This is a genomic window from Mycobacterium sp. NGS16 (assembly GCF_059813225.1).
On sequence record NZ_JCALEE010000006.1, the window covers coordinates 179,046 to 192,641 of the forward strand.

At 67.5% G+C, this 13,596-nt stretch carries 17 protein-coding genes; 9 read left to right on the forward strand and 8 right to left on the reverse strand.

Annotated features, from left to right (window positions below; genetic code table 11):
- From AC5Y4Q_RS15550 to AC5Y4Q_RS15565, 4 genes are all read left to right on the forward strand, one after another.
- Positions 1-876, forward strand: coding sequence for a cyclopropane mycolic acid synthase family methyltransferase (locus AC5Y4Q_RS15550; RefSeq protein ID WP_064920625.1), 876 nt, complete (start codon positions 1-3; stop codon positions 874-876).
- 26 nt (positions 877-902) lie between these two features.
- Positions 903-1,781 (forward strand): cyclopropane mycolic acid synthase family methyltransferase, encoded by an 879-nt coding sequence (locus tag AC5Y4Q_RS15555; protein WP_064920714.1) that lies wholly within the window; start codon positions 903-905, stop codon positions 1,779-1,781.
- Positions 1,782-1,882: 101 nt separating this feature from the next.
- Positions 1,883-2,794, forward strand: a complete 912-nt coding sequence (locus AC5Y4Q_RS15560) for a quinone oxidoreductase family protein (RefSeq protein ID WP_064920624.1) — start codon at positions 1,883-1,885, stop codon at positions 2,792-2,794.
- A gap of 56 nt (positions 2,795-2,850) precedes the next feature.
- On the forward strand, positions 2,851-3,345 hold the full coding sequence (locus tag AC5Y4Q_RS15565) for a nucleoside deaminase (RefSeq protein ID WP_064920623.1): 495 nt from the start codon (positions 2,851-2,853) through the stop codon (positions 3,343-3,345).
- A gap of 16 nt (positions 3,346-3,361) precedes the next feature.
- Here the strand turns inward: AC5Y4Q_RS15565 and tpx are convergent, their stop codons facing one another.
- Entirely contained in the window at positions 3,362-3,856 is a 495-nt protein-coding gene (gene tpx / locus AC5Y4Q_RS15570; RefSeq protein ID WP_064920622.1) for a thiol peroxidase, read from the reverse strand.
- A gap of 82 nt (positions 3,857-3,938) precedes the next feature.
- Between tpx and AC5Y4Q_RS15575 the strand changes: the two genes are divergently transcribed.
- Positions 3,939-4,949 (forward strand): NADP-dependent oxidoreductase, encoded by a 1,011-nt coding sequence (locus AC5Y4Q_RS15575; protein ID WP_064920621.1) that lies wholly within the window; start codon positions 3,939-3,941, stop codon positions 4,947-4,949.
- On the opposite strand, the gene AC5Y4Q_RS15580 is transcribed toward AC5Y4Q_RS15575, so the two are convergent.
- Positions 4,946-5,587, reverse strand: a complete 642-nt coding sequence (locus AC5Y4Q_RS15580; RefSeq protein ID WP_064920620.1) for an ATPase — start codon at positions 5,585-5,587, stop codon at positions 4,946-4,948. The two genes, AC5Y4Q_RS15575 and AC5Y4Q_RS15580, sit on opposite strands and share 4 nt — an antisense overlap.
- On the reverse strand, positions 5,584-5,973 hold the full coding sequence (locus AC5Y4Q_RS15585; RefSeq protein WP_064920619.1) for a TA system antitoxin ParD family protein: 390 nt from the start codon (positions 5,971-5,973) through the stop codon (positions 5,584-5,586). The genes AC5Y4Q_RS15580 and AC5Y4Q_RS15585 overlap by 4 nt, the downstream gene beginning before the upstream one ends.
- A gap of 79 nt (positions 5,974-6,052) precedes the next feature.
- Here AC5Y4Q_RS15585 and AC5Y4Q_RS15590 point away from each other — a divergent pair, with 79 nt between their 5' ends.
- Positions 6,053-6,610, forward strand: a complete 558-nt coding sequence (locus AC5Y4Q_RS15590; protein WP_064920713.1) for an FKBP-type peptidyl-prolyl cis-trans isomerase — start codon at positions 6,053-6,055, stop codon at positions 6,608-6,610.
- An 11-nt stretch (positions 6,611-6,621) separates the two neighbouring features.
- Entirely contained in the window at positions 6,622-6,987 is a 366-nt protein-coding gene (locus tag AC5Y4Q_RS15595) for an RNA-binding S4 domain-containing protein (RefSeq protein WP_064920618.1), read from the forward strand.
- 7 nt (positions 6,988-6,994) lie between these two features.
- Here AC5Y4Q_RS15595 and AC5Y4Q_RS15600 read toward each other — a convergent pair whose 3' ends face one another.
- Complete coding sequence (locus AC5Y4Q_RS15600; RefSeq protein WP_064920712.1) at positions 6,995-7,831, reverse strand: lytic transglycosylase domain-containing protein; 837 nt, start codon at positions 7,829-7,831, stop codon at positions 6,995-6,997.
- A gap of 201 nt (positions 7,832-8,032) precedes the next feature.
- Between AC5Y4Q_RS15600 and AC5Y4Q_RS15605 the strand changes: the two genes are divergently transcribed.
- Positions 8,033-9,610 carry an FAD-binding protein gene (locus AC5Y4Q_RS15605; RefSeq protein ID WP_064920711.1) on the forward strand — a complete coding sequence of 526 codons (1,578 nt, stop codon included), beginning with the start codon at positions 8,033-8,035 and terminating at the stop codon, positions 9,608-9,610.
- Here AC5Y4Q_RS15605 and AC5Y4Q_RS15610 read toward each other — a convergent pair.
- The 3 genes from AC5Y4Q_RS15610 to AC5Y4Q_RS15620 are packed head-to-tail and all read right to left on the reverse strand — an operon-like array spanning position 9,532 to position 11,646.
- Entirely contained in the window at positions 9,532-10,401 is an 870-nt protein-coding gene (locus AC5Y4Q_RS15610; RefSeq protein WP_064920617.1) for an SAM-dependent methyltransferase, read from the reverse strand. The genes AC5Y4Q_RS15605 and AC5Y4Q_RS15610 overlap by 79 nt on opposite strands.
- Before the next feature lie 7 nt (positions 10,402-10,408).
- Positions 10,409-11,275, reverse strand: a complete 867-nt coding sequence (locus AC5Y4Q_RS15615) for a helix-turn-helix domain-containing protein (protein ID WP_064920616.1) — start codon at positions 11,273-11,275, stop codon at positions 10,409-10,411.
- Entirely contained in the window at positions 11,272-11,646 is a 375-nt protein-coding gene (locus AC5Y4Q_RS15620) for an NYN domain-containing protein (RefSeq protein ID WP_064920710.1), read from the reverse strand. The genes AC5Y4Q_RS15615 and AC5Y4Q_RS15620 overlap by 4 nt, the downstream gene beginning before the upstream one ends.
- Before the next feature lie 75 nt (positions 11,647-11,721).
- Between AC5Y4Q_RS15620 and AC5Y4Q_RS15625 the strand changes: the two genes are divergently transcribed.
- Complete coding sequence (locus AC5Y4Q_RS15625; protein WP_064920615.1) at positions 11,722-12,495, forward strand: enoyl-CoA hydratase/isomerase family protein; 774 nt, start codon at positions 11,722-11,724, stop codon at positions 12,493-12,495.
- A 17-nt stretch (positions 12,496-12,512) separates the two neighbouring features.
- On the opposite strand, the gene AC5Y4Q_RS15630 is transcribed toward AC5Y4Q_RS15625, so the two are convergent.
- Positions 12,513-13,559 (reverse strand): NHL repeat-containing protein, encoded by a 1,047-nt coding sequence (locus AC5Y4Q_RS15630; protein ID WP_109535588.1) that lies wholly within the window; start codon positions 13,557-13,559, stop codon positions 12,513-12,515.
- Between the last annotated feature and the right edge of the window lie 37 nt (positions 13,560-13,596).

A 13,596-nucleotide genomic window follows, 5' to 3' on the forward strand; every position in this document is an offset into this window, starting at 1 on the left:
ATGCCCAAGGATCTCCAGCCCCATTTCGACGACGTGCAGGCGCACTACGACCTGTCCGACGAGTTCTTCCGGCTGTTCCTGGATCCGAGCCAGACCTACAGCTGCGCCTACTTCGAACGCGACGACATGACCCTGGAACAGGCTCAGCTCGCCAAAATCGATCTGTCCTTGGGCAAGCTCGGGTTACAGCCCGGAATGACACTGCTCGACATCGGTTGCGGCTGGGGCGCCACGATGCGCCGCGCCATCGAGAAATACGACGTCAACGTCATCGGCTTGACGCTGAGCAAAAACCAGGCCGTCCATGCCCAGGCGGCCCTCGACGCGATGGACACCGAGCGCAGCCGGCAGGTGCTGCTGGAGGGTTGGGAATGCTTTGACGAGCCCGTCGACCGGATCGTGTCCATCGGTGCGTTCGAGCATTTCGGTCACGACCGCTACCCCGACTTCTTCGCCATGGCCTACAACGTCTTACCGCCGGACGGTGTCATGCTCCTGCACACGATCTCCGGCTTGACGTTTCCGGAGATGGCGGCGCGCGGTCTGCCGCTGACGTTCGCGATCGCCCGCTTCATCAAATTCATTGTCACCGAGATCTTTCCGGGCGGCCGCCTGCCCACCATCGAAATGGTGCAAGACCACTCCGCCGCCGCGGGGTTCACCCTGACCCGCCGCCAGTCCCTGCAGCCGCACTACGTCCGAACCCTGGACTGCTGGGCGGCCGCTTTGGAAGCCCACCGCGCGCAGGCCATCGAGATCCAGTCCCAGGAGGTCTACGACCGCTACATGCATTACCTGACCGGCTGCGCCAATGGATTCCGTCAGGGCTACATCGACGTCAACCAGTTCACGCTGGAGAAGCGGGACTCGCAGTGAGCGAGGCAGCTGCCGAAACCTCGCGAATGCGACCGCATTTCGAAGATGTCCAGGCCCACTATGATCTGTCCGACGACTTCTTCGGCTTGTTCCAAGACCCGACCCGCACCTACAGCTGTGCCTACTTCGAGGAACCGGGCATGTCGCTGGAGGAGGCGCAGATCGCCAAGATCGACCTGAACCTCGACAAGCTGAACCTGCTGCCCGGCATGACACTGCTCGACATCGGCTGCGGCTGGGGCGCCACGATGCGCCGCGCCATCGAGAAATACGACGTCAACGTCATCGGCCTGACCCTGTCGAAAAACCAGCGCACTTACGCGCAGCGCCTGCTCGACGCCGTGGACTCCGATCGCAGCCGCCGGGTGCTGCTGCACGGCTGGGAAGAGTTCAGTCTGCCGGTCGACCGCATCGTGTCCATCGAGGCGTTCGAACACTTCGGGCATGAGCGCTATAGCAAGTTCTTCGCCAGGTGCTTCGATATCCTGCCCGATGACGGCCGGATGACGATTCAGAGCAGTGTCAGCTACCACCCCTATGACCTGAATGCCCGCGGCAAGAAGCTCACCTTCGAAACCGCGCGGTTCATCAAATTCATCGTCACCGAGATCTTCCCGGGCGGCCGACTACCCACCACCGACATGATGGTGCAACACGGTGAGAAAGCCGGATTCACGGTCCCCGAAGCGATCTCCTTGCGGCCGCATTACATCAAGACCCTGCAGATCTGGGGCGACGCCCTGGAAGCCCACAAGGACGCCGCTATCGCAATCCAATCCGAAGAGGTCTACGAGCGCTACCTGAAGTACCTGCGGGGCTGCCAACACTACTTCGCCGACGAGATGCTCGATGTCAGCCTGGTCACCTACCGCAAACCCGGATCCGGCTCCATCACGACACGGTGACGTAGCCCGACGGCGATCACCGGCGTAGCGCCACCGCGTATGCGGTGACCAGGCCGCCAACGCGACCGCAGCCGGCTCAACGCAACACGGAGGGAGTGAACATGAAAGCGGCGATCCTGCAGAAGGTCGGAGGGGTTCCGGCCGTCGGCGAATTCGATGAGCCAGACGGCAAGGTCGTCCAAGTGCGACTCGCGGGTTGCAATCCGGTTGATCTGGCTCGGGCGTCGGGGAAGATGGGGACGCCGGAAATTCCCTCGGTTGTCGGGCAGGAGGGCATCGGCTCCACCGCGGATGGCGCGCGGGTGTACTTCAATTCGCCGCCGGACCCCTTCGGTTCCTGGGCACAACGCTGCCGGATCGAACCCGGCCTGACCTTCCCGGTCTCCGACGCTGTCGATGACGACCTTGCCGTGGCCATGGGCATCGCCGGGCTGGCGGCATGGCTGCCGCTGACCCGGCACGCCAGCGTGGAAAACGGTGAATCCGTGCTGGTTTTGGGCGCAACCGGGATCGTGGGGCGAATAGCGGTGCAAGCCGCCAAGTTGCTCGGCGCGGGCCGTGTCGTCGGGGCCGGCCGTAATCCGGAGGCGTTGGAGCTGGTGGGTGAACTGGGCGCCGACGCCACGGTCACGCTCGGCAAGGGCAACGACGCCGAGGCGCTGAAATCCGAAGCCGGCGACGGTTACGACGTCGTCATCGACACCGTCTACGGGGACCCGTTCTTGGCGGCGCTAGACGCCACCGCTTCCGGGGCGACGCTGATCACCATCGGTCAAGGCGCCGGTCCCACGGCCGACGTTTCATTTCGGTCCCTGATGGGCCGCACCCATGTCGGTCATTTCAACAACGCCATGCCACCGGACGTGCTGCGCACCGGATATGAGGAACTCACCCGGCATGCGGCCCAAGGAAGGATTCGCGTCGAGACCCGGCGCTACAGCCTCGACGACGCCGCCGACGCCTGGCGCGCCCAGGCTGACGGACCCCATGTGAAACTCGCCATCGTTCCGTGACCGACGACGGCAGCGGTTCAGGTCCTGCAGCAGCGACATCTTCCGGAGGCACAACTATGGATTACATCGAGCGGACCATTGACTTGGCCCGACAGAACGTCAGCGAGGGCGGTCGGCCCTTCGCCGCGGTCATCGTCAAGGACGGCGAGATCGTCGGTGAGAGCGCCAACCAAGTCGCCCAGACCCGCGACCCGACCGCACACGCGGAGATCCTCGCCATCCGCCAGGCGTGCCGGGCACTAGGCACCGAGCAGCTCCTCGGCGCCACGGCCTACCTGTTGGCCCACCCGTGCCCGATGTGCCTGGGCTCGCTGTACTACTCCTCGCCGGATGAAGTCGTCTTCTTGGCCTCGCGTGACGACTACGCGCCGTACTACATCGACAACCGCAAATACTTCGAGATCGACACCTTCTACGACGAATTCGGCAAGGCCTGGGATAAGCGGCGCCTACCGATGCGTTACCAACCCAGCAACGCCGCCATCGCGGTCTACCAGTTGTGGCAGGAGCACAACGGCGGAGAGCGCAGCGCGACGCCCGTGACCGGCTGAACTCCGCGCGGGCCGTTCAGCTCAGCGCTGCGAGGGCCGCGTCGTAGTTGGGCTCGCTGGCGATCTCCGGTACCAGTTCGGTGTAGGCGACCTTGCCGTCTGCATCGATGACCACGACGGCACGTGCCAGCAGGCCGGCCATCGGCCCGTCGGCGATGGTCACCCCGTAGTCGCCGCCGAAGCCGGATCGGAAGGCCGAGGCCGTCGTGACGTTCTCGATGCCCTCCGCCCCGCAGAAGCGCTTCTGCGCGAACGGCAGATCGTTGGACACGCACACCACGGTCAGACCGCCGGCCGCAGCGCGTTCGTTGAACGTCCGCACGCTCGTTGCACACACCGGGGTGTCGATGGAGGGGAAGATGTTCAGCAAGAGCGGCTTGCCGCCGAACTGAGCACTCTCCACCGCCCCGAGGTCCGTGCCGGTCAGGGAGAATGCGGGCGCCGCATCCCCCACTGCGGGCAGCTCTCCGGTCGTCGTCACTGGATTTCCGCGCAAGGTTATCTGTGCCACATCGACAGTGTGCCAGGTGTGGCCACGGGCACGATGCCCGGTTCGCCTTCTCCTCCACCCCGCATCCGGGTAACGTGCGCCCATGGCCGAACGAAACCGCCGTTTCCTGCTTCGCGAACGCCCGACCGGCCGCATCGGCCCGGACACCTTCGAACTCAGCGAGCAACCGGTGCCGGCGATCGGCGACGGCGAGGCGCTGGTGCGTGTCAACTGGATCTCCTTGGACCCGACGAACCGCATGTGGATCAACGACACTCCGTCGTACCTGCCGCCGGTCGGCATCGGCGAGGTGATGCGCGCTGCCGGACTCGGTGAAGTGGTCGCGTCGAACCACCCGAACTATCCGGTCGGCCAGATCGTGCAAGGCCTGACCGGCTGGCAGGAGTACGTCGTCGTCTCGGACACCATGCCGTTGTTCCCGGTCGACGTCGCGGAAGGCGTCTCCCCCAGCGCATACCTGGGCGCGCTCGGAATGACCGGCCTCACCGCGTGGATCGGGATCCGCGACATCGGCAAGCCCAAGCCCGGCGAGACCGTCGTCGTCTCGGCCGCGGCCGGTGCGGTCGGTTCGGTCGCCGGTCAGCTCGCCAAGGCCGGCGGCGCGCGTGTCGTCGGGATCGCCGGCGGCCCGGAGAAGTGCGCGCTGTTGACCGATCAGCTCGGTTTCGACGCGGCGGTGGACTACCGCGCCGACGACTGGGCCGCCCAGCTGGCCGCCGCAACACCCAATGGCATCGACGTCGACTTCGAGAACGTCGGCGGCGACATCATGGATGCGGTCTTTGCGCGCGTCAATGTCGGCGCCCGAATCGCGCTGTGCGGGCTGATCTCCGGCTACAACGCCACCAACCCGCCGCCCGGGCCGCGGGCGTTCGGGAACCTGCTCATCCAGCGCGCCACCCTGCAGGGTTTCATCGTGCTCGATCACTTCCTTCGCGCGCCAGAGGCGAACAGCGAGATCGCCGCGCTGATCTCCGCGGGCAAGCTCACGCCGCTCGAGACTGTCGTCGAGGGCTTCGAGCAGCTACCGACGGCCATCAACATGCTGTTCGACGGCAAGAATGTCGGCAAGCTCGTCGTGAAGGTGTCCTAGACTCCCTGGGGCCAGCGCATGACCAGCGCCTCGGGCGTCCAGGCCGGCCAGGCCAGCTCCCCGATCTCGGCGCCGCCCGCGAACTGCGCCACAATCCGGGGACCGGTAGGGTGCGAATTGTCGTAAACCGTTGCGATATCGGCCTTTCCGATCGCTTCGGCAACCAACGGCCACAGTCGGTGGTAGCGGTCCCGGATCTTCTCCTCGGGAACCGCATGCCCGCCGGCGGCCACCCGATACCGCACCCGCTGCACGGCCAACGCCTCGGGGATGAGCACCGCATGCAGGACCACCGTGTAGTCGTGGGCGTGGGCCCGGCGGTTCAGCGAGGCTCGACGAAGGAGAGGCGAAGCTGGGACCGCCGCATGGGCAGTGCGGATCAAGTCGAGCTTCGACTCATGGGAGAACACCGTCTCGGCGATGAACGAACGTCCGTGTTCGATGAGTGCCAACCGGGTCTGCGCGGCCACCCGCGCGGCGTCGTACGCGCGCGCGGCGACCTCATCGGGCCAGCGACTCTTGGCGATCTCGTCGGCGTTGACGAACAGTGCGGCCGGCAGCAGCGGCGCCAACGTGAGGGCGACGAAGGTCGACTTGCCCGCCCCGTTCGGGCCGACGACGAGGTCGAGGCGCCTCAGTGGAACGCCTCCACGACCACTGAGGTGCCGTCGGGCCGGTATTCGACGATTCGACCGTCGTCATCGAGGGCGACGGTCGTGACGCCGCGCTCGGCGAGGATGTCGCCGTAGTTGGTGTGCGCCAAGCTCTCCTCGATCGCCGCGGAGATCTCCGCGTTGAACACCACGCCTTCTTCGCCGGTCAACGCACCGGGGTCCAGTTGGCCGGCCAGGGCCGCCTCGATCCGACGTCGCGCCGCGGTCTGGTGCGCCGAGACCGCTCGCCCGACCCGCGCCCAGTGGTCGAGCTGCTGTTTGGCCGACCTGCTTTGCCGAGCGCCTTCGGCGGCGGCACTGTCCACCAGGTCTGCCGCGAACCTGGTAACCCGATCGGCGCCCGATACCAGGAGCTGTAGCGTGGCGCAGGTGACTTCCTTTCGTGCACCCTATTTCGTCGCGTTCGCTGCCGGTGCCCTCTGCCTGGGCATGACGCTGACCGCCTGCGGCGGCTCCGACAACAACACCTCGTCGGAACGCACCTCCTCGGTCACGGATCTGTTCGTGCCGCCGACCAACCAGACACCGTCGGCCTGCCCCTCGGCCCCGCCGGCCGACGGCGGCGCGGCCGACTGGACGCTGCCCGGAGCGAGCGGCAGCGTTGCGGTGACCGGATCCACCGACACCGCCGCACCGCGGGTCGCCGTCGAAGCGCCGTTCAAGGTGACGCAGACCCAGGTCCAGACCCTCAAGGCCGGCGACGGGCCCGTCGTCGCCGAAAGCGCGAACGTGACGGTCTGCTACATGGGCGTCAACGGCCGCGACGGATCGGTGTTCGACAGCAGCTATGAGCGGGGCGAGCCGGTGGAGTTCGGCCTCGACCGCGTGGTGCCGGGCTTCCAGAAGGCGATCGCCGGCCAGAAGGTCGGGTCGACGGTGGCGGTGGCGATGATTCCCGACGACGGCTACCCCGAGGGCCAACCCGCCGCCGGTATTCTGCCCGGCGACACGCTGGTCTTCGCGATCAAGATCCTCAAGGCGCGCTGAGCCGCAGCCGCATGGAATCGGCCCGGGTGGATCGGTGGTTGTGGGCGGTCCGGATCACCAAAACCCGGCCGGACGCCGCCGCGGCCTGTCGCGGCGGGCATGTGCGCGTCAACGACCGGCCGGCCAAGCCGGCCACCCCGGTCTCGCCCGGTGACGTCGTGTGCGCTCGGGTGGGTGAACGCACCCGGACTGTCGAGGTGCTGCGCGTGATTCAGAAGCGAGTCGGTGCGGCCGACGCGGTGACGTGTTACCTGGACCGGACGCCCCCGCCCCCACCGGTTTCCGCGGCTCCGGTTGCCGCGCGGGACCGGGGTGCCGGGCGGCCGACCAAACGGGACCGGCGGGTGCTGGACAAGTGGCGGGCCCAGCAGCGCTGAGCCGCGCTCACTGGGGGTGCGCGGCGAGATACTCCTCGACCGGAATCCGGGTCGAGGACACATAGCCGATCGGCAGCAGCAGATCTCCGGCGGTGGTGCGGTAGTAGGTGTCCCACCGGTAGTAGCTTGCGAATCCGGCCGGGTCTCCCCCGATGACCGCGGCGTAGTCGTTGACGGCGCGTACGTAGTGGTCGGAATGGTTGTAGCCCCAGATGGCCTTATCGCGGTTGGTGGCAAAACCGTTGGCCGCCAATAGCCGTCCCGCCGCCATGATGGCATCGCGGGGTGAGTGGATGTCTCCGCCGTTACCGTAGGCGGCGAAGGTCGACGGCAGGAACTGCATCGGTCCCTGCGCGGCGTCGTCGCTGACACCGTTGATGCGCCCGAAGCCGGTCTCGACGAAGTTGATTGCCGCCAGATAGTTCCACGGCACCCCGGTGGCCGCCTCGGCCGCCCGGTAGCAGTCCAGCAGTTCGTTCGCCGGCACCGGCGGCACCACCCGCCACGGCGGCATGGTGGCTTTGGGCTCGGTGAGCGCCATGAGTTGGCGGCGGGCGTCGATATTGCGGTCGTAGACGGCCAGCAGTGCGGGCGGGATCTGCGGGCGGGCGATCGCGTCCCACTCCGGGTGCGCGCCGAGGGTGCGGTAAGCGATCTGTTGGCGACGGGCCGCGGCCGCCAGCACCGGTTCCGGTGCCGACGGGTTGCGCAGCGCCTGGTCGGCGGCGACCAGATCGGCGGCCAGCGCAGCCGGGTCCGGTCCCGGTGCCGCGACGGCCGGCGTTGCTGCGGTGGCGAGAACGCAGACCAGGGTGACGATGAACCGAAGTAACCGGGCAGCCATGCCGTTCATCTTGGCCGGTAACCGGGCGCAATCCGTGCAAGGCGGCAGCCTGGACCGCCCCGAGTCAACTAGAACGTGTTTCGTTTCCGGCGGCTTTGCGGATCATCAACGCTGGTCATCTCGTTCGTGAGAGGACTATCGACTGTTACATTGGGGGCCGATCAGCTCAGTGCGTCGAGGGGATAGCGCGTGACCACCAGTATGACAACCGACGTCGTCGTGGTCGGGTTCGGTGCAGCCGGCACCTCCGCGGCGATCACCGCCCGCGAACACGGCGCCGACGTCATCGCCGTCGACCGCGCCAACGGCGGCGGCGCCACCGCGATCTCGGGGGGCATCATCTACGCCGGAGGCGGGACCGCGGTTCAGAAAGCTGCCGGCGTCACCGACACCGCCGAGCAGATGCTGGACTACCTGCGCCTGGAAGTCGGGGACGCGGTCAGCCCGGAAACGCTGCAGCGCTTCGTCGACACCAGCCCGGAGATGATCGACTGGCTGCAACACCACGGGGTGCCGTTCAACCCGGGCCTGTGTCCCTACAAGACATCGTTTCCGAACAACCGCTACTACCTGTATCACTCCGGCAGCGAGAACGCCGGGGCGTTCCGGGCCCAGACTCCGCCGGTGCAGCGCGGCCACCGGGCCTACGGGAAAGGCACTTCCGGCAAGAAGATCTACGCACCGCTGGCCGCATCGGCGTGCAGACTCGGCGTGGACTTTCGCCCGCACACATGCGTCACCGAACTGCTGCAGGACTCGTCGGGGCGGGTGATCGGGGTGCGCGCGCTGACGATGGGCCAGGCGCCGCGGCGCGTCCAGCGGCGCTACGCCCTGCTGGCCGCGATCTCCTCGAAGCCGGGCGTCTACTACCCGCCACTGCGCGCGGCGATGGACCGCCTGTTGAGGAAGCTGGAGCGCCGGTACGCCCGGCCCATCGAGATCACCGCACGCCGCGGGGTGATCATCTGCGCCGGCGGCTTCATCGCCAACACCGAATGGCGCAAGCGCTTTGCACCGGAGTTCAACGGCGGCCTGCCGCTGGGCACCAGCGGCGACGACGGCAGCGGTATCGCGTTGGCGCAGAGCGCCGGCGCGGTGACCGACCGGATGGACAACGTCTCGGCGTGGCGGTTCATCACCCCGCCGAGCGCGTTCATCTCCTCGATCGTCGTCGACGAGAAGGGCAGCCGGGTGATCGACGAGACCCGCTATGGCGCGGCCCTCGGCCAGGCGTTGGTGAAAAACCATGGCAGTAAAGGCTGGATCCTGGCCGACGCCGCACTCATGTCGGAGGCCCGGCGGCAACTTCTCACCCAGACGCTGTGGTTCCAGCGCGCCCAGTCCGCCGCGCTGATGCTGACCGGCGCGGCGCGCGGTAAAACCTTGGCGGAGGTGGCCCGAGCCGCCGGCATCGACCCCGAGGGGCTAGAAGCCACCGTCGCCGCGCACAACGACGCCATCGACGCCGGTACCGAGGACCCGGTCGGAAAGCCGGCCGAATTCCGGCGTCGGATCGACAAGGCCCCGTTCACCCTGCTGGACATCTCGGTGCGGCCGAATGTGTTGCTGCCCACCCCGATGCTGACGCTGGGCGGGGTGCGGGTCGCCGAGGACACCGGTGCGGTGCTCGACGCCGACGGCGCCCCGATCCCCGGGCTCTACAGCGCCGGCCGCACCGCCATCGGGATCGCGTCACGGTCCTACGTCAGCGGGCTGTCGATCGCCGACTGTGTATTCGCCGGCCGCCGCGCTGGCGCCAGCGCCGCTTCGACGAAGTAGCCGCGCGGCGCGTCGGATCCGTCGCTTTCGGCCGCCGGCGCCTGCCACCGATCCCAGCGAATAGCCGGTTCGGACACGTCGGTCACGACAGCCGACCAGCCCAGGCGCTCGGCCAGCTCGCCGGGTGTATCCGAGCCGAAAAGCCACGGTGAGCCCTGCCGGGCCATGGACTGCAGCAGCGGCGCCATGGACGGCGCTTCCAACAGCGTCTTGCCGACAACGTCGTACAACAGTGCCGAGCCCGGTGCCGACAACGCATCGACGCGATCGAACAAGAGGTGTACCGCGTCGTCGTCGAGGTACTGCAACAGGCCCTCGATGAGCCAGACGCTCGGTGCGGTGGCATCGAACCCCGCCGCCTGCAGAGCGTTGGGCCAATCGTCGGCCAGGTCGATACCGATCGGCACGCGGCGGCACCGTGGCTGGTCTTCGGCCAGCAGATCCGCTTTGGCCGCCATCACCGCCGGTTGATCCACCTCGAAGACGGTGGTGCGCTCCGGCCAGGACAGCCGATATGCCCGGGCATCCATGCCCGCGGCCAGGATGACAACCTGTCTTATCCCGCTGCGCAGCAGGGCCTCGTCCCAGAACCGGGTGCGGACCACGATCTGCCAGGTCGACTGATCACCGGCCGCCGCGACGGCCCCGGCGAGCATCGCACGGCCCGCCTCCCCCGCCAATTTGGCTGCGAACGGGTCGCTGAACAGCGCGTCGGCGCGGGCGGATTCCTGGGCGCGGATCGCGGCGACCAGAATCCCCGTGTTCGCCACTGCGCCTCGGGTGCGGTACATGCCCCGATCATTGTGGATGCCGAGGCCGGTTGGCTTGTAAATTTCGGCCGCCCACCTCGGTCAAGTCGACATGGCCGGGCATCGGTGAGCGGCGTTGCAGGTATTGGGTCGGCGTCGTCGCGGCGAAGGCCCGGAAATCACGCACGAAATGGGCCTGGTCGAAGTACCCCAGATCGGTCGCGATCGCCGCACCGCGCGTGCCGCCGCTGTCGAGCCGTCTCAGTGCGGCCTGCAGGCGTCGGACCCGCACGTAGGACTTAGGTGGCAGGCCCACCTGCGCCCGGAATAGGGCGCTGAGCCGCTTCGGCGAGAGTCCGGTGAACACCGCAGCGTCCGAGACCCGCATGGACGGGTTGCGCTCGACAGCAGCCAATACCGTTGTCACATCGGGGTGCCGGGGAAAGGCGTCACAGCTCATGCGAGCCAACAAGAACGCTTCCACCAGTGCGATGCGAGATGCCGCGCACGGCGCGTCGATCAAGCGCTCGCGAAGTGATGTCGCTTCGCGGCCCCACAGATCTTCAAGCCCGACACAGGAATTCGTCAACTCGCCCAAGGGGACTTCCAGGAACGGCAGCGCGCCCGCCGGCCGAAAATGGACGGTCATGACCGTCTGCGCGGCCGCGACGCCGGTGACATAGGAATCGGTGCCGGCGCCGGCGATGAACACCGGCGGAACATCCATCCGGGTGCGGCCATCGGCATCGTAGAAATCCAGCTGCGGACAGCCACCGACATCGATGACGATGGTGGCCGCACCTCGTGGTAGTGCTCGACTCCGGTGGGCATCAGCGCTCCGGCCGTCCCAGTACCCGAAGTAGGCGATGTGTTCGGCCAGCGGTGGTCGGGGCCGATACAGCTGCGGGCCCGTCACCGGCCCTCAACCATGCTGCGGAAGCGCGCCGCCGGGCAGGTGGCCGCGCCGGCATCGGTGACCCGCTCAGCCAGCGTGATATCCGATGTCACGACCGTGATCTGGTGTGGCTTCCGGTCGCTTCGCACCAACCGGACGATCTCATCGTCGGCGGAGTCGGCGCCGGCCCTCGGCGCCGCGGTGATCTGCACGACGGTCGAGCTGATCGGCGGAGACGGTGGCCTCTCGAACACCACCGTGACGTTCCGGTCGTCGGCGGCCGCCCAACGTTCGAGCTGCAACGTCAACCCGACCATGGCCGCGTGGCGATCCTTCCACCAGCCGTCCGGCCGGGAACCGATCACATTCATCGCGTCGACGATCCACCGCACCACTGTGACGGTACGGTGCGGTCATGGGTCGCGCCACGACGATGCAGACCGCCAGCGATGAGGAGGAGTGGTGCCATGAGCCTGGTCACCTATGAGCTGGACGACCACGTCGCCACCATCACGCTGAACCGTCCCGAAGCCCGCAACGCCATCAACGGCCCGTTGCGCAACGACCTCAACGCTGCCTGGGAGCGATTCCGCGCCGACGAGGCCGCCTGGGTGGGCATCCTCACCGCCAACGGGGAGGTGTTCCGCGCCGGAGCCGACCTGACCGATTCGCAAGGGGCCGTCGGTACGTTCGCCGGCACGTTCTGGGAGAAGCCCACCATCAACTCGTTCGAATCCGGCCTGGAGCTGTTCAAACCGACCATCGCCGCCGTGCACGGCCCATGCATCGGCTACGGGCTGACCGGATTGTTGTTCTGCGACTTCGTGATCGCCAGCACCGAGGCGGTGTTTCGCTTCCCGGAGGTGTCGATCGGGGTGCCCACCATCGTCGGCGCGATCCGGCTGCCGCAGCGGGTCGGCTGGGCCAACGCGATGGAGCTGCTGCTCACCGGCGAACCGATCACCGCACAGCGCGCCTTCGAGATCGGGCTGGTGTGGAAGCTGGTCGAGCCGCCGGGGCTGCAGGAGGCCGCCCGGGACTGGGCTCACACCCTGACCAAGGCCGCTCCCCTGGCCCAACGGGCCACCAAAGAGGTGGCGTGGCGCAGCACGGATATGGGCTGGATCGAATCGGTGCGATTCGGCGAGACCATGCGCAAAGTGGCCGGTGCCACCGAAGACGTCGCGGAAGGACTGCAGGCCTGGCGGGAGAAACGCCCGCCGCGCTGGCAAGGACGCTGAGGAACGGCATGATGTCGCTACCCCGTAGGGAGCTTGAGCACCTGTTGGCGTTCGGAATCCACGACATAAACGTTTCCGGATAAGTCGGTTGCTACGCCCTCTGGGTCGGCGAGCGCGCCGAACGGCAGCATGGTCGGACGGTCAGACCCGACCAGCAGCCGTAGCACTTGGCGGTTGTTGGCGTCAGTGATGTAGACGTCGCCGGCGGTGTTCACCGCAATGCCGTAGGGCTGGCTGAGGCCGGTGAACGGAAGCACGGTCTGCTCGCCGGATCCGGCGGCCAGTTTCACCACCCGGTTGTCGTAGGTCCCGGTGTCGGTGGCGTAGACGTTGCCCGCCACGTCTACGGCGACACCTGAGGCGAATTCGAGTCCAGTGAAGGGCAGCACGGTCTGGTGTGTGGCCCCGGCTTCCAGCTTCACCACCGCGTGCTTGCGTCGGTCGGCGACATAGACGCTGCCCACACCGTCGACTGCCACCCCACGCGGGTCGATGAGGTCGGTGAACGGCAACTCGGTCTGTTCGGCGGATCCGGCCGCCAGCTTCACCACCGTCCCGACGGGATCGGGCCCGGAGCTGAAGGAGGTGACGTAAACATTCCCGGCGGCATCCACGGCCAGCCCGGTCAGATTCCCCAGCCCGGTGAACGGCAGCTCCGTCTGTTTGGCCGAGCCGGCCTCCAGCTTCACCACCTTGCGTTCGGCGGCGTCCGTGACGTAGACGTTGCCGGCGGAGTCCACCGCCACGCCATTCGGCCTCCCGAGGCCGCTGAACGGCAGCCTGCGCGGCTCGGAGCCGCGCGAAGACCACCCCGGGGCGGTATGGCCCGATTCGGCCGTTGTCGATACCAGCGAGCCGGGGGTGGTCCGGGTGCACCCCGGCAGTGTCAAACACGCCGTGACGATGGCGATTCCGAGACGCACGACCATGCGCGGCGTTGCGCGGTGGGGCCGTCGAGCGCGACGCGATGGTGCAAGCCTCCCATCCATGCGATGAAGGTAGTCGCGGTGTTGCAATCGGCCCACACCGGACGGCGCCACGGCGCTGGATGCGCCGCTGACCATCCCTTCCAGATCGGTGCTACTCGGGTAGTATTTCGGT